This window comes from Nocardioides sp. SR21, from assembly GCF_022761125.1.
GTDB lineage: Bacteria > Actinomycetota > Actinomycetes > Propionibacteriales > Nocardioidaceae > Nocardioides.
In genome coordinates, this window is sequence record NZ_JAKWJR010000001.1 from 128,793 (window position 1) to 148,891 (window position 20,099).

A 20,099-nucleotide genomic window follows, 5' to 3' on the forward strand; every position below is an offset into this window, starting at 1 on the left:
TCGTGCCGAATCGGCGGCGCCAACCTTCCCATGCACCTCCATCGACCCGAGAGAAGGAGACACCATCATGGCCAGACGATCCCTCCTCCTGCTCGTCGCCATCGTCACTGCGGCTCTCGGGGCCACGATGCTGGTGGTCTACGTCCAGGGCGCCGATGCCCGGGCGGCCGACGGGCAGGAACGCGTCACCGTCCTCGTCGCGACCGAGTCCGTCGAGCCGGGCGAGACGGTCCAGCACGCGATCGACGCCGGCAAGTTCGACGAGCGCGAGGTCGCACAGGACGACCTGTCCGCCCAGGCGTTGACGTCGACCGACGGGCTCGACGGCCTGGTGGCCATCGGCCGCATCTACCCCGGGCAGCAGCTCATCGCCGCCCAGTTCGGCGACCCCGGGTCCGAGGAGGTGCTCGGCATCCCGGACGAGCTGATGGCGATCAGCGTCGAGCTCACCGACCCGGAGCGGGTCGCCGGCTTCGTGCAACCGGGTTCGTGGGTCGCGATCTTCATGTCCGGTGACCCGGAGCTGTACCTGAAGGACGGCACCACCCGGAAGCTCGCACCGCTGACCCGGTTGATGCTGCCCAAGGTCCAGGTCCTCGGCGTCGGTACGACGTCGGTCACCTCGCGCACCACGACCGAGGACGACGGGACCGAGACCACGCAGGAGGTCCCCCGCACGATCCTCACGATCGCCGTGAACCAGGCCCAGGCCGAGGAGGTCATCTACGCCTCCCGCAACGGCGACCTCACCTTCGCCCTCCGCACGGACAAGACCCGGGTCGTCGACCGACCGGGCGTCACGGCGGGGGACATCGCTCCCGAGATCCTCCGAGGTGTGTCATGACCACGATCATCGAGCCCGACCAGGACGTCGCCGAGAAGATCCGGCAGGCCGTGCCCGGCGCCGTGTCGCTCCTGGGCTCCGCCGACCGGCTCGCCGGGCATCTCGACAAGGACCCCGCCGAGCAGACCCTGGTGGTCGGCCCGTCGATGTCGGTCGAGGATGCCGTGGGCATCGCCGAGAGGCTCCGGGTCGAGCGCCCGGCACTCGGCGTGGTCCTGGTCCGCACGGTGGTCGACCGCGACATCCTGCCGCGCGCCATGCGCGCCGGTGTCCGAGAGGTCGTCTCCATCGACGACCCGGCCGCCCTGAGCCACGCCGTCCGGCGGGCGCAGGCGGTGGCCCGTGCGATGATCGCTGCCGACGAGTCCGCGGAGCGGGTGCCCGGCGGTCTGCTGACCGTGTTCTCCGCCAAGGGCGGCGTCGGCAAGAGCTTCCTCTCCACGAACCTCAGCGCCGCCCTCGCCGACCTCGGGCACCGGGTCTGCCTGGTCGACCTCGACATCGAGGGCGGGTCGGACTCGCTGATGCTGTCGCTCACGCCCCAGCACACGCTGGCCGACCTGCACCGGTTCCGGGGCAACCTGGACACCAGCGCCCTCGAGTCGCTCACGACCGTGCACTCGCCCGGGCTGTCGGTCCTCCCCGCCCCGATCCACCTCGGCGCCACGGTCGAGGTCGCCGCGATCGGCCCGGTCCTCGACCAGCTCAAGGGCATGTACGACGCGGTCGTGGTCGACACCTCCGGTTCGTTCGACGACTACGCGCTCCAGGCGTTCGACCGCAGCGACCTGCTGGTGCTGATCGGCACGCTCGACATGCCGTCGTTGAAGAACCTCAAGCTCGCGGTCGGCACCCTGGACCTCCTCAACTACCCGCGCGACCTCTGGCGGCTCGCCGTCAACCGGGCCGACCCCCGCGTGGGGCTGTCGGTCGAGGAGGTGGAGCAGACCCTCGGCATCGCGGCGACGGTGACCATCCCGTCCAGCCGCGACGTCCTGGTCTCGGTCAACCGCGGCGTACCGCTCGTCCGGTCGAACGGCGGGCACCCGGCCAGCAAGGCGATCGTCTCGCTCGCGAACCAGCTGTCGCTGGACGTCGCGCTTCCCGGCCGTACGCCGGAGCGCGGTCGCCTCCGCCGCGTCGGGCGCGGGCGGAAGGCGGCGTGAGATGGCACTGTCGAACCGGCTGATCGAGGCCCACCAGCAGCGTGACCGCGGCGAGCCGTCGACGTCCGACGACCGGTCGGCGCCGGCGGCCAACGGCGGCCGGCACCTCCAGCGCGACCCGTTCGGCGACCTCAAGCGCCTCGTCCACGCCCAGCTCGTCAGCGACCTGGGGCCGCAGCTGTACGACGCGACCAAGACGCAGGCCGAGCTGGAACAGCTCGTGCGGACCGCCCTGCAGTCGGCCATGGCCGGGTCCGACCAGCCGATGTCGGCGTCCGACCGCACCCGGATCAGCCAGGAGATCGCCGACGACATCCTCGGCTACGGACCGCTCGAGCCCTACCTGCGCGACCCGGAGCTCTCCGAGGTGATGGTGAACGGCGCGAAGGACATCTTCGTCGAGCGCGCCGGCCGGCTGCTGCGGGTCGACGCGGCGTTCAACGACGAGGCCCACCTGCGCCGCACCATCGACAAGATCGTCGCCCGGGTCGGGCGCCGCGTCGACGAGACCAGCCCGATGGTCGACGCTCGCCTCCCCGACGGGAGCCGGGTGAACGCCGTCATCCCGCCGCTGGCGCTGGACGGCTCGATGCTGACCATCCGCAAGTTCGCCGCGGAGGCCCTGACGGCGCAGTCGCTGGTGGAGACCGGCACGCTCACGCCCGAGGCCGTCGACCTGCTGTCCGCCTGCGTGCGCGGCCGGATGAACATCCTGGTCTCCGGCGGCACCGGGGCGGGGAAGACGACGACGCTCAACGTGCTGTCGTCCTTCATCGACGCCGACGAGCGGATCGTGACCGTCGAGGACGCCGCCGAGCTCCGGCTCGGCCAGGAGCACGTCCTGCGGCTGGAGTCCCGGCCGGCGAACATCGAGGGGCGCGGCGCCGTCACGATCCGCGACCTCGTGCGCAACACGCTGCGGATGCGACCCGACCGCATCGTCGTCGGCGAGATCCGCGACGCCGCTGCGCTGGACATGCTGCAGGCGATGAACACCGGGCACGACGGCTCGCTGTCCACGGTGCACGCCAACTCTCCGCGCGACGCCCTCTCCCGGGTCGAGACCATGGTGATGATGGCCGGGATGGAGCTGCCGGTGCGCGCCATCCGGGAGCAGTCCGCCAGCGCCATCGACCTGGTCGTCCAGCAGGTCCGTCTCAAGGACGGCAGCCGCAAGGTCGTCGCGATCACCGAGGTCGTCGGGATGGAGGGCGACGTCATCACCCTCCAGGACGTCTTCCTCTTCGACTTCGCGGCCGGGTACGACGACCGCGGCGCGGCCCGCGGGCGGCTCCGCCCGACCGGCCTGCGCCCTCGCCTCCTGGACCGGCTGGCGGACCGCAACGTCCACGTCGATCCCGCCGTCTTCCGCGACGAGGTGGCGGCATGACCACCCCGCTGCCGGTGCTCCTCGGCGCGCTCGCGGTCGGCGTCGGCATCGCCGTCGCGATGGTCGTCCTGCTCCTCGGCCGGCCGGCCCCGGCAGCCGACCGCAGGCTCGCGACGTACTTCGGCGAAGCCGTCCAGCGACCGGGGGTCCGTGGCACCGCGACGACCATCGCGGGCACCGTCGTACCCCGGGACCTCGAGGCCCGGCTCGCCCGCCGGCTCGTCGGTGCCGGCCTCAGCCTGCGGCCGGCCGAGTTCATCCTGCTGCAGGCCGGCATCACTGTGGCACTCACCGTGCTCGGCGCGGTGTTCGGTGGTCCCCTGCTGGCCGTGATGCTCCTGGCCGGTGGAGTCGTCGGCCCTCTCGTCTTCCTGCGGGTGAAGCACCACCGGCGGCTCGCGGCGTTCGCCAGCCAGCTGCCCGACACCCTCACGATGATCGCGAACAGCCTCTCGGCCGGTCTCACGGTCGGGCAGGCGGTCGACACCGTGGTCCGTGACGGGCAGGAGCCGATCGCCGGCGAGCTGCGCCGGGCCCTGGTCGAGCAGCGGCTCGGCGTCAACCTCGACGACGCGCTCGACGGGATCGCCGCCCGGATGGGCAGCGTCGACTTCGCCTGGGTCGTGATGGCGATCCGCATCCAGCGCGAGGTCGGTGGCAACCTGTCCGAGGTCCTGATGACCGTCGCCGACACGCTGCGCGAGCGCGAGTACGTCCGCCGCCAGGTCCGCACCCTCAGCGCCGAGGGGCGACTCTCGGCGTACATCCTCGGCGCCCTGCCGGTCGGGATGTTCCTGTACCTGCTGGTCGCCAACCGCGAGTTCGTCCGCCCGCTCTACACCGAGCTCGTGGGTGGTCTGATGCTCACGACCGCCGCGATCCTCCTGGCGGGTGGCTCCTTCCTCATGTCTCGGATCGTCAAGGTGGAGGTCTGAGATGTCTCCCACGTTCCTGCTCCTCGTCGGCGGGCTGCTGGTCTTCGCCGGTGCCGCGCTGGCCCTGTCCGCGATCGGGGTCCTCACCCCGGAGCGCCGGGGCGCCGCCTCGTCGCTCGCCGCCATCCAGGCCCTGGGCACCGTGAGCGACGACGTCGTCGTGGACGAGTCGTTCGTACGCCGCGTGCTCGTGCCGTACGCCGTCCGCTACGCGAGCCTCGGTCGCAGGCTCTCGCGCTCCGGCGCCGAGGCGCGCCTGCAGCGCCGGCTCGACATCGCGGGCAACCCCGCCGGCTGGGACGCCGAGCGGCTCCTCGGCCTCAAGGTCGTCGGCCTCGGGTGCCTCGGCGGGCTGACCCTGCTCCTCGGCCTGGCCGAGGGCTACGGGCCCGTCCGGGTGCTCAGCGTCGCAGCGGGGATCGGTGCTCTCGGCTTCGTGCTGCCCGACCTGCTGCTCTACAACGCCGGTGAGAAGCGGGAGGCCGAGATGCGTCGCGCTCTTCCGGATGCGCTCGACCTGCTGACGATCTCGGTCGAGGCCGGTCTCGGCTTCGATGCGGCGGTCATGAAGGTGGCGCGCAACACCACCGGCCCGCTGGCCCAGGAGTTCGCCCGGGTGCTGCAGGAGATGCAGCTCGGCGTGGGCCGCATGGACGCGATGCGGGCGATGGGGGAGCGCAGCACGATCAAGGAGCTGCGCGCGTTCTGCCAGGCGATGGTGCAGGCCGACCAGCTCGGTGTCCCGATCGGCCGGGTGCTGCGGATCCAGAGCCAGGAGATGCGGGTGCGGCGTCGGCAGGCGGCCGAGGAGAAGGCCCAGCAGGTGCCGGTGAAGATCATGATCCCGCTGGTCCTGTGCATCCTGCCGTGCCTCTTCCTCATCGTGCTCGGCCCCGCTGCCCTCACGATCGTGGAGGTCTTCTGATGAGCGCGATCGACGCCGTCGCCGAGGAGCGCCGCCGGGTCGCCCGCGAGCTCCACGACGGGGTCGGTCAGCACCTCGTGCTGCTCGGCTACCTGGTCGACGAGGTCGCCGCGCTGGTCGGCGAGGGGCCGCTGCGCGAGGGCCTGGTGAGCCTGCGCGACGAGGTCGGCCGGGCCGCGGTGGAACTGCGCGAGGCGCTCACCGATCTGCGTGGTCCTCAGGGGACGCTCTCGGCCTCCCTGTCGGCGTACGCGGACGAGGTACGCCGGCGCTCGGGTCTCCGCATCCACCTCCGGCTCGACGAGCGCGGCCCGCGATGGCCCGCCGAGGTCGAGCGCGAGGTGCTCCGAGTCGCCCAGGAGGCGATCGCCAACGTGCACCAGCACGCCCGCGCGATCAACGTCTGGGTCGGGCTCACCACTGACGTCCACCAGCTCCTGCTGGTGGTCGAGGACGACGGGATCGGGCGCGTCGCTCCGCGCGAGGGCCACTTCGGGCTGTCCGGCATGGGGGAACGTGCCGAACGGATCGGGGCGGACCTCGAGATCGGACCTCGGCGCGATGGGGGGACGCTCGTGCGCCTGCGCGTTCCCGGGGTCCGGACCGCACTCACTCCGGAAGGAGACGGCCATGACCGTCCGTGTGTTGCTCGTCGATGACCATGATCTCGTCCGACAGGGACTCGTCCGCGCGTTCGAGCGCGCCGGCGGGTTCGAGGTGGTCGGCCAGGCCGCCACCGTGAAGGAGGCGCTGTCCCGGTGGACCGTGCTCCGGCCCGACGTCGTCCTCACCGATCTCCAGCTGCCCGACGGCAGCGGCCTCGAGGTCGTCCGCGCCGTGCGCGCGGACAGCGACACCGCCGGCGTCGTGGTCCTCACGCTGCACGCCGGTGACCCTCAGGTCTTCGCGGCGCTGCAGGCGGGGGCCTCGGCGTTCCTCGGCAAGGAGTCCCGTTGCGAGGAGGTCGTGGGTGCCGCGCGCCACGCGATCAGGTCGCCTCGCAGCTTCCTGTGCACCGGCCTGGCCGGCGCTCTGATGCGCCGCGCGGAGACCACCACGACCCGGCTGTCGGACCGCGAGCTGGACGTGCTGAGGCTGGTCGCGGAGGGGCTGCGCACCGCCGAGATCGCGCGCACGCTGTTCCTCGCGGAGTCGACGGTCAAGCTCCACCTGGGCCAGCTGTACCGCAAGCTCGGCGTCACCAGCCGGACCGAGGCCCTCGCGGCCGGCCTGCGCCTCGGCCTGCTCATGGCGCCGGTCCCCATCGCCGGCTGATCGACCTCCCACCGCGAGCCGCGGGTCCCGTCGGGACCCGCGGCTCGTCGGCATTTCCGCCGGGCCGGGACCACCCGTCCGCGCCCACCGGATAGCCCGAAATGACCATGCCGCAGTAGACGGAGGTCGTGACGACAGGCCGGCGAGAAGCCGGAGCATTGATGTCAGGAAGAGCTCCACAGGGGAGCTCGAACGGACCGGTCACCGGTCACCGTGAGAAGGGAAAGTCCGATGATCGAGAAGCTCCAGTTCATGACCCTGATGTTCGTCAACGACCTCAAGGCCAAGCAGGCCGAGCGCGGCGAGCGCGGCGCGACCGCGGTCGAGTACGGCCTGCTGGTCGCCCTCATCGCGGCCGTCATCGTCGCGACGGTCGTGCTGCTCGGCCAGAACATCCACCAGGCCTTCCTGGACGTCAACGCCAAGATCTGACCGATCTCCAGCCGCCGATGGGCCGGTGCCGCCATGGGGGTGCGGCGCCGGCCCGTCGGTCGTTCTGACCATCACCGTGAGGGGAGCACGTCATGAAGGTCCGACTGAACCGCCGACGCGACGAGGGTGGCGCTGCTGCCGTCGAGTTCGCGCTGGTCGTCCTGCCGTTCGTGACGCTGGTGTTCGGAGCGATCGACTTCGGGTGGGCGATCAACAACGACGTGATGGTCAACAACGCAGCCCGGGAGGGTGCCCGCGAGGGCAGCCTCAACGCGAACGCCGCGGCGATCCAGGCCGAGGCCCTGGCGTCGTACTCCGGGAGCGGGACCCCGATCGTGACCGTCAGCTGCCGCAATGCGGCGGGCGGCGCGTGCTCGCTCGCGTCGGCGGCGCCGGGCGACACCGTGATCGTGACGGTGAAGGTCCAGCACGACTGGATCACCCCGATCGGGAGCCTGTTCGACCCGGACGGCAAGACCCTCAGCAAGACCGCGGAGATGAGGATCGAATGAGCAGGCGACGGGTCAAGGACGAGCGGGGCGGCATCGCCGTCCTCTCCGCGATCGTGGCGGTGGCGCTGTTCGGGTTCTCCGCGCTGGCCGTCGACGTGGCCCAGCTCGTCAACGAGAAGCAGGAGCTCCACGACACCCTCGACATGGCGGCCCAGACGGGTGCCGGAAAGCTCCCGACAGACGGAGCCGGTGCCCGCGCGGCCGCGCTCGCCAACGCCGCCCGCAACGACCCGACCGCCACGCCCACGATCGACTTCTTCTGCGTCGTCGGCGCGAAGGCCTCGGGCGCGACGTACGTCGTGGATGCGACGCACATCCCGCTCAGCTGCAACCCGGGCCCGGCGCCGTACACCGCGGGTTCCTACCCCGGCCTGTCCTGCAACAGCAGGATCTGCGCGATCCCGTGCGTGCCGGAGCAGGGCGACCAGTGCAACACGCTCCGCGCCCGCGACGAGAAGGACGTTCCGTACGTGCTCGCGCCCGTGGTCGGCATCAACGAGGGCGACACCGGCACGTTGACCTCCGTCGCCTGCAAGGGCGCCTGCGGCTCGATCCCGGCGAACCCGATCGACATGGTCGTCGTCGGAGACCGCACCGGGAGCATGGGCGGCGCCATCGCCAACCTCGAGGACGCGATGAAGGGCCTGCTCGAGTACCTCACCCCGGCCCAGCACCGGGTCGCACTCGGCACGATCGGCCGCAGCTCCAGCACCGCGCCTGCCTCGTGCATGAGCGACCCCAGCGCATCTGAGACGTCGGGGCCCTGGGTCCCGGTCGGGTTCAGCAGCACGTACGACAACACCGACGTCAGCCCGCCGAGCAACCCGCCGGCCCTGAGCCCGACCGACCCGCTCGCCCGCGCCGTCGACTGCATCGGCAACAGGTCGTCGTCCACGGGCACCTATCTCGCGGCGCCACTGCGAGCCGCCCGTGAGCTGCTGACCGGGGCGACCGTCCGACCGGCGCCGGTGCGGAAGGCGATGATCTTCATGACCGATGGCGAGCCCAACGAGGGCACCAGCCCAGGCGGCGGTTACCCGTGGAGCAGCAACGGCGCCACGGCGTGCAACAACGCGGTCACCGAGGCCACGACTGCGAAGAACGCCGGCATCCTGGTCGTGACCATCGCGTTCCGCCTCCAGGACGTGCGCTGCAACGGCGGCTCCAGCGCCCTGGTCACCGAGCGGCTGGCCGCGATGGCGTCCCCGCTGCCGAACGGCACTCCGAGCAAGGACGACGGCGGCGGAGCAGGGCCGGGTTGCAACACCACGGCGGAGCAGAACGGCGAGAACGCCGACGGGGACTTCTTCTTCTGCACCCCGACGCCGAGCGCCCTCGAGCCGATCTTCCAGACCGCCGCCTCCGCCATCGTGCAGTCCACGCGGCTGATCCGGCTCCCGTGACAGCGTCGGCGGCGTGCGCCACCAGCACGCGACTCCCCGAGCGAAAGTAAAAACGGTCAAATGTCGTCCAAAAGGTGACGACCATCACGCAGCGCGTGCGACCATCCCGCCATGCGCAACCGCCTCCTGCTCGCGAGCCTCGCCGTCGCACCCCTGACCGGCGGCCTCCTCGCGGCCGCTCCGCTCAGCTCCGCCGCCCCCGCGTCCCCGTCGCAGGCCCCGATCGTCAGCACCGCCGGCGACCTGGAGGCGGTCGTCACCGCCCCGGTCGGCGGCGACTGGTCGGTCCGCTTCTCCGACAGGACCGGGACGGTCGTCGCCTCGGTCGCCCACGAGGCGATCGGCCTCGAGACCGCCGCGGGCAGGGTGCTCGCCGACCACGTGGTCTCGGTCGACGGCGGCGTCGTCGAGCTCGGCACGCCCGACCCCGCGTTGACCGCGACCGTCAGCGTCACCCCCGACGGCGACGGCGTCTTCGCGGTGCAGGTGGCCGGTCACGGCGACGGCGTCACCGGCGTCTCGCTCGACCTGAAGGCGCCCGGCGGCGAGCGGTACCTCGGCCTCGGCGAGCGCTCCGACGCCGTCGACCACCGCGGCAAGAGCGTGCTGAACCGGGTCATGGACGGTCCGTACACCGAGACCCAGGCCGAGATCGTGCGCACCTTCGTGCCGGAGCCCGGTCTCGGCAAGCGCCCCGACTCGACGTACTACCCGATCCCGTGGGTGCTCTCCACGGCCGGGTACGGCGTGCTCGTCGACAACGACGAGGACAGCACGTTCGACCTGGCGACCCCCGAGCATCGCACGGTCAACCGCTTCGCGGTCGAGTCCGACGAGCTCGACCTGCGCGTCTTCGGCGGGCCCACCCCGGCTCGCGCGCTCGCCCGGATGACCGCGGCCATCGGCCGCCAGCCGATGCTGGACACCGCCTCCGTGTACGGCGCCTGGTTCCAGCCGCGCGGTGACGCCGTCGCCCAGATCGACGACCAGCGCGACCGCGGTGTCGCCGTCTCGGTGGCCCAGACCTACGTGCACTACCTGCCGTGCGGCTCGCAGGACACCGAGCGCGAGCGCGCGCTCACCGCGGCCCTGCACGAGCGCGGCGTCGCGGTGACGACGTACTTCAACCCGATGGTGTGCCAGAACTACCAGCCGGTCTACGACCAGGGCCTGGAGACGAACGCGTTCACCCGCGCGGCCGACGGCTCGGTGCTGCAGTACCCGTACAACACCGCCAGCCACTTCGAGGTCTCGCAGATCGACTTCTCGGCCGCGTCCGGACAGGCCCTCTTCAAGCAGCTGCTCCAGGAGTCCGTCGACGACGGGTACGACGGCTGGATGGAGGACTTCGGCGAGTACACGCCGGACGACGTCATCTCCGCCGACGGCACGCCCGGCCCGGCGATGCACAACCGCTACGTCGAGCAGTACCACGCGACCGCCCGCGACTTCGAGGAGTCCGCGCCGCGCCCGCTGCTGCGCTTCCAGCGCTCCGGCTGGACCGATGCGGTCAAGGAGTCCTCGATCGTGTGGGGCGGCGACCCGACCACCGGCTGGGGCTTCGACGGCCTCACCTCGTCGGTGACCCAGGGCATCACCATGGGCACGTCCGGCGTGACGACGTGGGGCCCGGACATCGGCGGGTTCATGACGCTGCCCGGCGACCCGTACCTCACGCCCGAGCTGCTCAACCGCTGGATCCAGTACGGCGCGTTCACCGGCGTGATGCGCCTGCAGTCGGGCGGCATCCAGTACGTCGGGCCGACCAAGCCGCTGGTCAGTGACCCCGAGGTCGAGCCCGTCTGGAAGACGTACACCCGCCTGCGCACGATGCTCTACCCCTACATCGCCGGCAGCCAGGACGCCTACGAGCGCTCGGGCCTGCCGCTGATGCGGCACCTCGCGCTGGTGCACCCGGGCGACCGGAAGGCCGCCGCGGCCGACGACGAGTACCTGTTCGGCAGCGACCTGCTGGTCGCGCCGGTGACCACCCAGCTGACCCCGATGCGCAAGGTCTACCTGCCGCGGGGGAAGTGGCTCGAGCTGGCCGGCGCCTGGAACCTCAAGGACACCGGCAGGTTCACGCTCAAGAAGGCGAAGATGATCGGCGGCGAGCGCACGGTCGTCGCGCAGGCGCCGCTCGACACCATCCCGCTGTTCCTCCGCGGCGGCGCCGTCGTCCCGATGCTGCCGCGGACCGTCGACACGCTGAGCGAGTACGGCGACGGCACCGACGTCGAGAGCCTGACCGACGCGGCGGACCGCCGTACCCTCCTGGCCGCCCCGGTGGCCGGGACGTCGCGCGGCACGCTCGGGCCGGACGAGACGCTCAGGTCGCAGGTGAAGCGCGCGGCGTGGACCCTGCGTCTCGACGGCGCGCAGGCCCGGACCTATGACCTCCAGGCGACCCTGACCGGCCTCGCGCCGTCGTGGGAGCCGTGCCGGGTCGAGGCGGACGGGAGGAAGGTGTCGTTCGCGTACGACGCGAGGACGCGGGTGCTGACGCTCAGCGCCGCCCTCGGCGCGGACGGCGTTCTCGAGGTGACCGCCTGTCGCTAGCGGCAACCGCTAGGGTCCGACCCGTGAGGAACCTGTCGAAGCGGCTGGCCAACCGGGCCCTGCTCGCCGGCTGGCGCTGGGCGAGCAGGGCCGGCGAGGTCGTGCCGGGCACGCGTGAGGCCGAGAAGTTCGGCAGCTTCGGCCGGGGCAGCAGCCTCGGCTTCCCGGCCGCCACGCTGATGGGGACGCGCGCCATCCACCTCGGCGAGGACGTGCTGGTCGGGCGGCAGGCGTCGCTGTCGGTGGGCTACGGCCCGACGCAGCAGGACCTGCCCGAGCGTGGCCTGGTGATCGGCGACCGCACGGTGCTCGGCGCGCGGATCACGATCGTCGCCCACGTCTCGATCGAGATCGGCGACGACGTGTGGTTCGGCCAGGACGTGTTCGTCACCGACTCCGGCCACGGCTACCAGGACCCGAACCTGCCGATCGGCGAGCAGTTCGGCGCGCACCTGCCGGTCCGGATCGGCTCGGGCTCCTGGATCGGGCACGGCGCGATCATCCTGCCCGGCGCGAACATCGGGCGGAACGTCGTGGTCGCGGCCGGATCCGTGGTCCGCGGTGACCACGAGGACCACAGTGTCGTCGGGGGCGCGCCCGCCAAGCTGATCCGCCGCTACGAGCCCGGTGTGGGCTGGGTCGGCACCCGCGGCGACGTACGCCCGATCACGTCCGGGCACTTCGGCGGGCTCTTCGACGAGCCCGAGGACACCATCGCCACGGCGTAGCGCGCTAGCCTCCCAGTGGGGGCCACCGACCGAGGGAGCTGACCGTGACCACGACGCCGCCCAACCTGCTGGAGGAGCTCGAGCCCGTCGTGGCCGAGAACCTCGACCGGCACCTCTCGATGGCGCAGGAGTGGCATCCGCACGACTACGTCCCGTGGAGCCAGGGCCGCGACTTCGCGATGCTCGGCGGCGAGGACTGGGACCCCGAGCAGTCCCAGCTCTCGGAGACGGCCAAGGCCGCGATGTTCACCAACCTGCTCACCGAGGACAACCTGCCGTCGTACCACCGCGAGATCGCGACCCGGTTCGGCCGCGACGGCGCCTGGGGCACCTGGGTCGGCCGGTGGACGGCGGAGGAGAACCGGCACGGCATCGCGATGCGCGACTACCTCGTGGTCACCCGCGGCGTCGACCCGGTCGAGCTCGAGCGGGCCCGGATGGACTACATGACCTCGGGCTACGACTCGGGAGACAAGACCGCGCTCGAGGCGGTGACGTACGTGTCGTTCCAGGAGCTCGCGACGCGGGTGTCCCACCGCAACACCGGCAAGGTCACCAACGACCCGATCGCGGACCGGATGCTGGCGCGGATCTCCAAGGACGAGAACCTGCACATGGTCTTCTACCGCAACATCGTCGCGGCGGCGCTCGAGATCGCGCCCGACGCGACGATGCGCGCGATCGCGGACGAGGTGATCGGCTTCGAGATGCCCGGCGCCACGATGGCGGGCTTCCGGCGCAACTCGATGATCATCGCGAAGGCCGGGATCTACGACCTGCGGCTGCACCACGACGACGTGATCATGCCGGTCCTGCGGCACTGGGACGTGTTCGACCGCTCCGGCCTTGGGCCCGAGGGCGAGCGGGCCCGCGAGGAGCTCGGCGCCTTCCTCGAGGCGCTCGACCAGCAGGCCACGAGGTTCGTCGACCGGCGCGCGGAGAACCGCGCCCGCGACGCCGCCCGCGCCGACGGCAGGACGCCGGACATCGTCGCCTCGTGATGAGTTCTCGCGCCGGTACCCGTCACATGGATGACGGGAACGACGACGAGAGGGAAGACGAGATGACGATCGTGGAGATCGACGAGCAGGAGTTCTCGGGGCTGGCCGAGCGGCACCGGCGTGAGCTGCACGTGCACTGCTACCGGATGCTCGGGTCGTTCGACGACGCCGAGGATGCCGTGCAGGAGACCTACCTGCGGGCCTGGCGCCGGCGGGAGACCTTCGAAGGGCGCTCGACGTTCCGCGCCTGGCTCTACCGGATCGCCACGAACGCCTGCCTGGACGCGCTCGCGAAGAAGCGGCCGGAGCCCGCTGCCGGCGGTGAGGTGCGGTGGCTGCAGCCGTACCCCGACCAGCTGCTCGACGACCCGGAGGTCCTCGCGTCGGCGCGCGAGACGATCGAGCTCGCGTACGTCGTCGCCGTCCAGCACCTGGCCCCGCGGCCGCGGGCCGCGCTGCTCCTGCGCGACGTCGTCGGCTGGCCGGCCAAGGACGTCGCCGAGCTGCTCGGCGACTCCGTGAACTCCGTCAACAGCGCGCTCCAGCGCGCCCGCGCCGGGATGCGCGAGCACCTGCCCGCCGAGCGCCAGGACTGGAGCGGTGGTGACGAGGACGCCGGCACCCGCGAGCTGGTGCGCCGCTTCACCGACGCCACCGTGGCCACGGACATCGACACCCTCGCGGCGATGCTGCGCGACGACGTGCGCGCCTCGATGCCGCCGACCCCGGGGGTGCGGCTGGGTCGCGACGCCGTCGTCGCCGACTGGGTGCAGGACGGCTTCCCCGAGATCACCGGGCTGCGCGGCGTACCCACGTCCGTGAACCGGCAGCCGGCCGTCGCCTTCTACCTGTGGCGGGAGGCGGCGGGCGCCTACCTGCCGCTGACGCTCGACGTCCTGCGCATCAGCGGCGGGGAGATCGCCGAGATCACGACCTTCTCCGACGACCAGTTCCCACGGCTCGGCCTCCCGGAGCGACTGCCGGCCACGTCGTGAAGGCGCTCGTGCTGCGTGGCGTGGTCGCCACGCTCGCAGCGGTGCTGTGCACCACGGTCCTCGCCGCGCTCGCCCGCGCCGCCGGTGTCGACCTCGAGGTGGACGGCGGCGAGACGATCCCGGTGTCCGGGATCGCCACCGTCACCGGGTTCTTCTCCCTCGTCGGCGTCGTCCTCGCGGTCGTGCTCCGGCGCTGGAGCGCCCGTCCGGTCGCGCTCTTCGTGTGGCTCTCGGTGACGCTGACCGCGCTGTCGCTGGTCCCGCCACTGCTGTACGGCGCGGACGCTGCCACGACGCTCACGCTGATCGGTCTCCACCTCGTCGCGGCGGGGGTGATGATCCCGAACCTCGCGCGAGGGCTGCGAGCCTGACGTTGTGGAATACCCATGGGGGGTATACGGTGTTGTTACCGGTACCCCCCATGGGTATATTCGGATGACGACAGCGAAGGAGCCCACGATGAGCACGAGCGAGTACCAGGTCACCGGCATGACGTGCGGCCACTGCGAGATGTCGGTCCGCGAGGAGGTCGGCGAGATCCCCGGCGTGCAGTCGATCGAGGTCAGCTTCGAGACCGGCGCGCTCGTCATCACCTCGGCCGAGCCTGTCGACGACGCCGCCGTCCTCGCCGCGGTCGACGAGGCGGGCTACCAGGCGGTGCGAACGCGATGAACACGCCTGCCCGGCTCGGGTTGTACGGCGCGGGGCTGGCCGTGCTCTTCGTCGGCGCCTTCGCGGCAGCCGGCGCCGTCGTACCGCAGAGCACCGTCGACAGCTGGACCCAGGAGGCCGAGGGCCACGACATGGGTGCGGAGGGCGCCGGCGGTCACGGCGACGCGCACGCCCCTGCGGCTCCGACCGCGGTCCGCGGCGTCAGCAGCGCCCAGGACGGCTACCTGCTCACCCCGGTCGCCGCTCCTGACGAGGTCGACGAGAGCGGGACGCTCTCGTTCCGGATCCACGACGCGCACGGCGAGGCGTTGACGAGCTTCGCCACCGAGCACGACAAGGAGCTGCACCTCATCGTCGTCCGCACCGACGGGAGCCGCTTCCGCCACGTGCACCCGACGATGGCGGCGGACGGCACCTGGTCGCTGCCGTGGGAGTGGGCTGCCGCCGGCACCTATCGGGTGTACGCCGACTTCGTCCCGGGCGGCGAGGGCGAGGGCGACCCGGTCACGCTGACCCGCACCGTCGACGTCGCCGGCCCGTTCGCGCCCGTGGTGCCCGTCCCGGCGGACGTCGCGACGGTCGACGGGTTCACCGTCGAGCTCGTCGGCGACCTGGCCGTCGGGGAGAGCTCGCAGCTGACGCTGTCCGTGAGCAGGGGCGGCGAGCCGGTCACCACGCTGCAGCCGTACCTCGGTGCCTTCGGTCACCTGGTGGCGCTGCGCGAGGGCGACCTCGCCTATCTCCACGTCCACCCCGAGGGCGACGAGCCCGCCGCCGGCGAGACCTCCGGCCCGGAGATCTCGTTCCTGGCCGAGGCGCCCACGCCGGGCCGCTACCTGCTCTACCTGGACTTCCAGGTCGACGGCCAGGTGCACAGCGCCCCGTTCGTCGTCGACGCCCACGCCCACTGATCGCGGAGGAGGAACCATGAACACGACCCCGGTCATCGAGCTCGAGATCGGCGGCATGACCTGCGCCTCCTGCGCGATGCGGATCGAGAAGAAGCTGAACAAGCTCGACGGCGTCACCGCGACGGTCAACTACGCGACCGAGAAGGCGCAGGTCCACGCGGACGGTGTCGACGCCGAGGCCCTGATCGCCGAGGTCGCCAAGGCCGGCTACACCGCCACGCTGCCCTCCGCTCCCGACGCCGAGTCCGGTGAGGAGCGCCCGGACGCCGAGCTGGTCGCGCTGCGGCAACGGCTGATCGGCTCCATCGTGCTCGCCGTGCCGGTGATCGCGATGGCGATGGTCCCGGCGCTGCAGTTCGAGTACTGGCAGTGGGCGTCGCTGACGATGGCCGCCCCGGTCGTGCTGTGGGCGGCCTGGCCGTTCCACCGGGCCGCGTGGACCAACCTGCGCCACGGCGCGGCCACCATGGACACGCTGGTGTCCCTCGGCACGCTCTCGGCGTTCGCCTGGTCGCTGTACGCCCTGTTCCTCGGCACCGCCGGCGAGCCCGGCATGACCCACCCGTTCGAGCTGACCGTCAGCCCGACCGACGGCGCCTCGAACATCTACTTCGAGGTCGCCGCCGGCGTGACGATGTTCCTGCTGGCCGGCCGCTACTTCGAGAAGCGGTCCAAGCGGCGGGCCGGCGCGGCGCTGCGGGCGCTGCTCGAGCTCGGCGCCAAGGACGTCGCCGTGCTGCGCGACGGCATCGAGACCCGCATCCCCACGGCGGACCTGAGGGCCGGCGACGAGTTCGTCGTACGTCCCGGCGAGAAGATCGCCACCGACGGCGTCGTGGTGACGGGTACGTCGGCGGTGGACGCCTCGATGCTCACCGGGGAGTCCGTCCCGGTCGAGGTCGGCGTGGGCGACGCCGTCACCGGCGGGACCGTGAACGCCGGCGGCCGGCTGGTCGTCCGCGCGACGCGGGTCGGCTCCGACACCCAGCTCGCCCAGATGGCCCGGCTCGTCGAGGACGCCCAGTCCGGCAAGGCGCAGGTGCAGCGCCTCGCCGACCGGGTCGCGGGCGTGTTCGTCCCGATCGTCATCGCGATCGCGGTCGGCACCCTGGGTGCCTGGCTCGGCGCCGGGTTCCCGGCAGCCGCCGCGTTCACCGCCGCGGTCGCCGTCCTCATCATCGCCTGCCCCTGCGCCCTGGGCCTGGCCACGCCGACCGCGCTGCTGGTCGGCACCGGTCGCGGCGCCCAGCTCGGCGTCCTCATCAAGGGTCCCGAGGTGCTGGAGTCCACCCGCGCGGTCGACACCGTCGTGCTCGACAAGACCGGGACCGTCACGACCGGCACGATGACGCTGGTCGAGGTGGTCACGGCCGCCGGGGTCGACCGGGGTGAGCTGCTCCGGCTGGCGGGTGCGCTCGAGGCGGCGTCGGAGCACCCGATCGCCCGGGCGATCGCGCGCGGCGCCATCGAGGAGGCCGGGCCGCTGCCCACGCCGGAGGACTTCGCCAACGTCGAGGGCAACGGCGTCCAGGGCATCGTCGAGGGGCACGCGGTGCTCGTCGGCCGTGACTCGCTGCTGGCCGAGTGGTCGCAGCACCTGGACGCCGACCTGTCGCGCGCCAAGGCCGCCGCCGAGGCGCAGGGCCGGACCGCCGTCGCGGTCGGCTGGGACGGCGCCGCCCGTGGCGTGCTCGTCGTCGCCGACCGGGTGAAGCCGACCAGCCGTGAGGCGGTCGCCCAGCTGAAGGCGCTGGGCCTGACCCCGGTCCTGCTGACCGGCGACAACCGGGCCGTGGCGGAGCAGATCGCCGCCGAGGTCGGCATCGACCGGGTGATCGCCGAGGTCCTGCCGCAGGACAAGGTCGCCGTCGTACGCGACCTGCAGGCGCAGGGCAAGGTCGTCGCGATGGTCGGCGACGGCGTCAACGACGCCGCCGCGCTCGCGCAGGCCGACCTCGGCCTCGCGATGGGCACCGGCACCGACGTCGCCATCGAGGCCGCGGACATCACGCTGGTGCGCGGGGACCTGCGCAGCGCCGCCGACGCGATCCGCCTGGCCCGCCGGACGCTCGGCACCATCAAGGTCAACCTGTTCTGGGCGTTCGCCTACAACGTGGCCGCGATCCCCCTGGCCGCGCTCGGCCTGCTCAACCCGATGCTGGCCGGCGCCGCGATGGCGTTCTCCAGCGTCTTCGTCGTCGGCAACAGCCTGCGTCTCCGCTCCTTCGCCCCTCAGCAGAAAGACTGAACCCGATGACCGACACCCACAGCCACCACGGCTACATCTCCGACAAGGACCGCTACCTCGCCCGCCTCAAGCGCATCGAGGGCCAGGCCCGCGGCATCCACCGGATGGTGGAGGAGGAGAAGTACTGCATCGACATCCTCACCCAGGTCAGCGCGCTCACGAAGGCGTTGGAGTCGGTGGCCCTCGGCCTCCTCGACGACCACCTGCGCCACTGCGTCATGGACGCCGCCCTCGAGGGCGGCCCGGCCGCCGAGGCCAAGCTGACCGAGGCGTCCGAGGCGATCGCGCGGCTCGTGCGGTCCTGAGGGTCCGTGTCCTTTTGGCGCTGGGTTGCTGGTGTTCGCAGTTTCACCATGTGATGCAGACGAACCTGCACTTCTCACGGTCTGCACGCCATGAGAAGTGCAGGTTCACCTGCATCACATGGTGAAACAGCGCCAGGACGTGCCGGCGGGAGGCCACCACCGAGACCGGCCTACTGGGCCGCGCTGAGGATGCCGGCGACGAGGAACCCGAGCACCGTGAACAGCCCGGCGACCCGGCCGGCCCGTTCGTAGGACTCGGGCACCATCGAGTCGGCCAACATGGTGAGCACGGCTCCGCCGGCGAACGCGCTGGCGATCTCCCCGGTGTGCGAGCCGGTGTCGGCCACGAGGTAGCCGGCCAGCGAGGCGAAGCCACAGACGATCGTCAGCGAGCTCCACATCAGGGTGATCCGTCGCTCGCCGACGCCGGACTCGCGCATGTCGGCGGTCCCCGCGAGCCCTTCCGGGATGTTGGAGAGCAGGACGGCAGCGAGGAAGGCGAGACTGATCGAGCCTCCGAGCGCCAGGCCGAGCCCGAGGATGAAGGACTCGGGGATCCCGTCGAGCAGCGCGCCGAGGAAGAGCGCCGTGCCCGAGTTGCCGCCGCGGTCGACCAGGCGGGCGCCCACGTAGTAGGCGAGCGCGCCGACGAGGAAGGCAGCGCCGACCTCCCAGCCGAGATGGAGGTTGGCCTCCGGGATGAGCTCGTAGCCGACGGCGCTGATCAGCGTGCCGGCGCCGAAGGCCATCATCAGCCCGACGATGCGCCGGGAGCGCCCGAGTGGTGCGGCCAGCGCCTGTCCGACGAGGAGTGAGCCGGAGGCGATCAACCCCCAGAGGAGCGCCTCGGTCATTCGCCGGCGTACAGCGGTGAGGTCTTGCTGGACACCAGCTCGTGCCGCTCCTCCGGGCTGAGCGCCTCGAACTGCGCGCGTACATCGGACGGGTAGCCGCTGACCTCGGGGGCGTCCTCGACCGGCACGACGGTGTGCACGATCCGGTCGTCGTACACGTGCATCATGTTCACCGCCTGGTGGCCGTCGACGCCGGAGACGAAGCGCTCGAGGGGCGCCGGGTCGCCGGTGTAGCAGGTCGCCGACGCGACGGAGACCGGGATGCCGGCGAACATCGAGTGCGACGTGAAGTGGAAGTGGCCGCCGATGATCGCGCGAACGTCGGAGCCGGCGAGCACCTCGGCGAGACGCTGCTGGTCGTGCAGCTCGATGATCGCGGCGACGGGCATCATCGGGATCGGGATCGGCGGGTGGTGCATCGCGAGCACGGTGCCGTGCGGCGCGGGGGTCGCCAGGAGGCCGGCCAGCCACTGCAGCTGCTCGTCGCTCAGCGCGCCGTGGTGGTAGCCCGGCACGGTGGAGTCGATCGCGATCACGCGCAGACCGTCGATGTCGTGGATGCGGTCCTGGGTGCGGTCGCCGTCCTCGCCGAACAGCTCACGGGCGTACGTCGCCCGCTCGTCGTGGTTGCCCATCACCCAGACGACCTCGGCCCCCATCGCCGCGGCCGCCGGCTCGACCATCTCGCGCAGCCGGGCGTAGGCCTTCGGCTCGGCCTTGTCGGCCAGGTCGCCAGTGAACACCAGGGCCTGGGGTGCCGGGTCGAGCCGGGCGAGCCGGGCGAGGGCGAGCTCGAGTCCGGCCTCGGTGTCGACGACGCCGTACTGCTTCGCCCCGTCGGCGAGCAGGTGCGGGTCGCTCAGGTGGGCGATGACGTGACCGGGGATCGAGTACTGGCCGAACTGCACGATGTCACCGTACAAGCCGGAAGTGGGGCTAGGTTC

General features: G+C 71.9%; 21 protein-coding genes. 19 read left to right on the forward strand and 2 right to left on the reverse strand.

Annotated features, from left to right (window positions below):
• The first annotated feature begins 67 nt into the window (after positions 1-67).
• The 19 genes from cpaB (at position 68) to MJ604_RS00775 (ending at position 18,301) form a co-directional block, all read left to right on the forward strand.
• Entirely contained in the window at positions 68-844 is a 777-nt protein-coding gene (gene cpaB / locus MJ604_RS00685; protein WP_243056352.1) for a Flp pilus assembly protein CpaB, read from the forward strand.
• Positions 841-2,010, forward strand: a complete 1,170-nt coding sequence (locus tag MJ604_RS00690; RefSeq protein WP_243056353.1) for a P-loop NTPase — start codon at positions 841-843, stop codon at positions 2,008-2,010. The genes cpaB and MJ604_RS00690 overlap by 4 nt, the downstream gene beginning before the upstream one ends.
• A 1-nt stretch (position 2,011) precedes the next feature.
• On the forward strand, positions 2,012-3,400 hold the full coding sequence (locus MJ604_RS00695) for a CpaF family protein (protein WP_243056354.1): 1,389 nt from the start codon (positions 2,012-2,014) through the stop codon (positions 3,398-3,400).
• Positions 3,397-4,335 carry a type II secretion system F family protein gene (locus MJ604_RS00700; RefSeq protein ID WP_243056355.1) on the forward strand — a complete coding sequence of 313 codons (939 nt, stop codon included), beginning with the start codon at positions 3,397-3,399 and terminating at the stop codon, positions 4,333-4,335. Before MJ604_RS00695 ends, MJ604_RS00700 begins: the two co-directional genes overlap by 4 nt.
• A 1-nt stretch (position 4,336) precedes the next feature.
• A complete protein-coding gene (locus MJ604_RS00705) occupies positions 4,337-5,260 on the forward strand; it encodes a type II secretion system F family protein (protein ID WP_243056356.1) in 924 nt (307 codons plus the stop codon).
• Complete coding sequence (locus MJ604_RS00710; protein ID WP_243056357.1) at positions 5,260-5,919, forward strand: sensor histidine kinase; 660 nt, start codon at positions 5,260-5,262, stop codon at positions 5,917-5,919. The genes MJ604_RS00705 and MJ604_RS00710 overlap by 1 nt, the downstream gene beginning before the upstream one ends.
• Entirely contained in the window at positions 5,891-6,535 is a 645-nt protein-coding gene (locus MJ604_RS00715) for a response regulator transcription factor (RefSeq protein ID WP_243056358.1), read from the forward strand. Before MJ604_RS00710 ends, MJ604_RS00715 begins: the two co-directional genes overlap by 29 nt.
• A 231-nt stretch (positions 6,536-6,766) precedes the next feature.
• On the forward strand, positions 6,767-6,967 hold the full coding sequence (locus MJ604_RS00720) for a Flp family type IVb pilin (protein ID WP_243056359.1): 201 nt from the start codon (positions 6,767-6,769) through the stop codon (positions 6,965-6,967).
• Positions 6,968-7,059: 92 nt separating this feature from the next.
• Positions 7,060-7,479: a TadE/TadG family type IV pilus assembly protein gene (locus MJ604_RS00725; protein ID WP_243056360.1), complete on the forward strand. Its 420-nt coding sequence runs from the start codon at positions 7,060-7,062 to the stop codon at positions 7,477-7,479.
• Positions 7,476-8,882 carry a VWA domain-containing protein gene (locus MJ604_RS00730; protein ID WP_243056361.1) on the forward strand — a complete coding sequence of 469 codons (1,407 nt, stop codon included), beginning with the start codon at positions 7,476-7,478 and terminating at the stop codon, positions 8,880-8,882. Before MJ604_RS00725 ends, MJ604_RS00730 begins: the two co-directional genes overlap by 4 nt.
• Before the next feature lie 111 nt (positions 8,883-8,993).
• A complete protein-coding gene (locus tag MJ604_RS00735; protein WP_243056362.1) occupies positions 8,994-11,441 on the forward strand; it encodes a TIM-barrel domain-containing protein in 2,448 nt (815 codons plus the stop codon).
• A gap of 23 nt (positions 11,442-11,464) precedes the next feature.
• Entirely contained in the window at positions 11,465-12,169 is a 705-nt protein-coding gene (locus MJ604_RS00740; RefSeq protein ID WP_243056363.1) for an acyltransferase, read from the forward strand.
• A gap of 44 nt (positions 12,170-12,213) precedes the next feature.
• Complete coding sequence (locus tag MJ604_RS00745) at positions 12,214-13,170, forward strand: acyl-ACP desaturase (protein WP_243056364.1); 957 nt, start codon at positions 12,214-12,216, stop codon at positions 13,168-13,170.
• Positions 13,171-13,232: 62 nt separating this feature from the next.
• Complete coding sequence (locus tag MJ604_RS00750; protein WP_243056365.1) at positions 13,233-14,165, forward strand: RNA polymerase subunit sigma-70; 933 nt, start codon at positions 13,233-13,235, stop codon at positions 14,163-14,165.
• Positions 14,162-14,536: a DUF6069 family protein gene (locus MJ604_RS00755; protein WP_243056366.1), complete on the forward strand. Its 375-nt coding sequence runs from the start codon at positions 14,162-14,164 to the stop codon at positions 14,534-14,536. The genes MJ604_RS00750 and MJ604_RS00755 overlap by 4 nt, the downstream gene beginning before the upstream one ends.
• An 88-nt stretch (positions 14,537-14,624) precedes the next feature.
• Entirely contained in the window at positions 14,625-14,837 is a 213-nt protein-coding gene (locus tag MJ604_RS00760) for a heavy-metal-associated domain-containing protein (protein WP_243056367.1), read from the forward strand.
• A complete protein-coding gene (locus MJ604_RS00765) occupies positions 14,834-15,748 on the forward strand; it encodes a heavy-metal-associated domain-containing protein (protein WP_243056368.1) in 915 nt (304 codons plus the stop codon). The genes MJ604_RS00760 and MJ604_RS00765 overlap by 4 nt, the downstream gene beginning before the upstream one ends.
• Positions 15,749-15,764: 16 nt before the next feature.
• Entirely contained in the window at positions 15,765-17,996 is a 2,232-nt protein-coding gene (locus tag MJ604_RS00770) for a cation-translocating P-type ATPase (protein WP_243056369.1), read from the forward strand.
• Between the two features lie 5 nt (positions 17,997-18,001).
• Positions 18,002-18,301 carry a metal-sensitive transcriptional regulator gene (locus MJ604_RS00775; RefSeq protein WP_243056370.1) on the forward strand — a complete coding sequence of 100 codons (300 nt, stop codon included), beginning with the start codon at positions 18,002-18,004 and terminating at the stop codon, positions 18,299-18,301.
• Between the two features lie 170 nt (positions 18,302-18,471).
• Here the strand turns inward: MJ604_RS00775 and MJ604_RS00780 are convergent, their stop codons facing one another.
• Complete coding sequence (locus MJ604_RS00780) at positions 18,472-19,155, reverse strand: ZIP family metal transporter (RefSeq protein WP_243056371.1); 684 nt, start codon at positions 19,153-19,155, stop codon at positions 18,472-18,474.
• Entirely contained in the window at positions 19,152-20,063 is a 912-nt protein-coding gene (locus MJ604_RS00785) for a metallophosphoesterase (protein WP_243056372.1), read from the reverse strand. The genes MJ604_RS00780 and MJ604_RS00785 overlap by 4 nt, the downstream gene beginning before the upstream one ends.
• Positions 20,064-20,099 lie beyond the last annotated feature (36 nt).

Coding starts and splice junctions, on each gene's coding strand:
- cpaB (WP_243056352.1), top strand. CDS start 68: ATGGCCAGACGATCCCTCCTCCTGCTCGTCGCCATCGTCACTGCGGCT.
- MJ604_RS00690 (WP_243056353.1), top strand. CDS start 841: ATGACCACGATCATCGAGCCCGACCAGGACGTCGCCGAGAAGATCCGG.
- MJ604_RS00695 (WP_243056354.1), top strand. CDS start 2,012: ATGGCACTGTCGAACCGGCTGATCGAGGCCCACCAGCAGCGTGACCGC.
- MJ604_RS00700 (WP_243056355.1), top strand. CDS start 3,397: ATGACCACCCCGCTGCCGGTGCTCCTCGGCGCGCTCGCGGTCGGCGTC.
- MJ604_RS00705 (WP_243056356.1), top strand. CDS start 4,337: ATGTCTCCCACGTTCCTGCTCCTCGTCGGCGGGCTGCTGGTCTTCGCC.
- MJ604_RS00710 (WP_243056357.1), top strand. CDS start 5,260: ATGAGCGCGATCGACGCCGTCGCCGAGGAGCGCCGCCGGGTCGCCCGC.
- MJ604_RS00715 (WP_243056358.1), top strand. CDS start 5,891: ATGACCGTCCGTGTGTTGCTCGTCGATGACCATGATCTCGTCCGACAG.
- MJ604_RS00720 (WP_243056359.1), top strand. CDS start 6,767: ATGATCGAGAAGCTCCAGTTCATGACCCTGATGTTCGTCAACGACCTC.
- MJ604_RS00725 (WP_243056360.1), top strand. CDS start 7,060: ATGAAGGTCCGACTGAACCGCCGACGCGACGAGGGTGGCGCTGCTGCC.
- MJ604_RS00730 (WP_243056361.1), top strand. CDS start 7,476: ATGAGCAGGCGACGGGTCAAGGACGAGCGGGGCGGCATCGCCGTCCTC.
- MJ604_RS00735 (WP_243056362.1), top strand. CDS start 8,994: ATGCGCAACCGCCTCCTGCTCGCGAGCCTCGCCGTCGCACCCCTGACC.
- MJ604_RS00750 (WP_243056365.1), top strand. CDS start 13,233: ATGACGATCGTGGAGATCGACGAGCAGGAGTTCTCGGGGCTGGCCGAG.
- MJ604_RS00760 (WP_243056367.1), top strand. CDS start 14,625: ATGAGCACGAGCGAGTACCAGGTCACCGGCATGACGTGCGGCCACTGC.
- MJ604_RS00765 (WP_243056368.1), top strand. CDS start 14,834: ATGAACACGCCTGCCCGGCTCGGGTTGTACGGCGCGGGGCTGGCCGTG.
- MJ604_RS00770 (WP_243056369.1), top strand. CDS start 15,765: ATGAACACGACCCCGGTCATCGAGCTCGAGATCGGCGGCATGACCTGC.
- MJ604_RS00775 (WP_243056370.1), top strand. CDS start 18,002: ATGACCGACACCCACAGCCACCACGGCTACATCTCCGACAAGGACCGC.
- MJ604_RS00780 (WP_243056371.1), bottom strand. CDS start 19,155: ATGACCGAGGCGCTCCTCTGGGGGTTGATCGCCTCCGGCTCACTCCTC.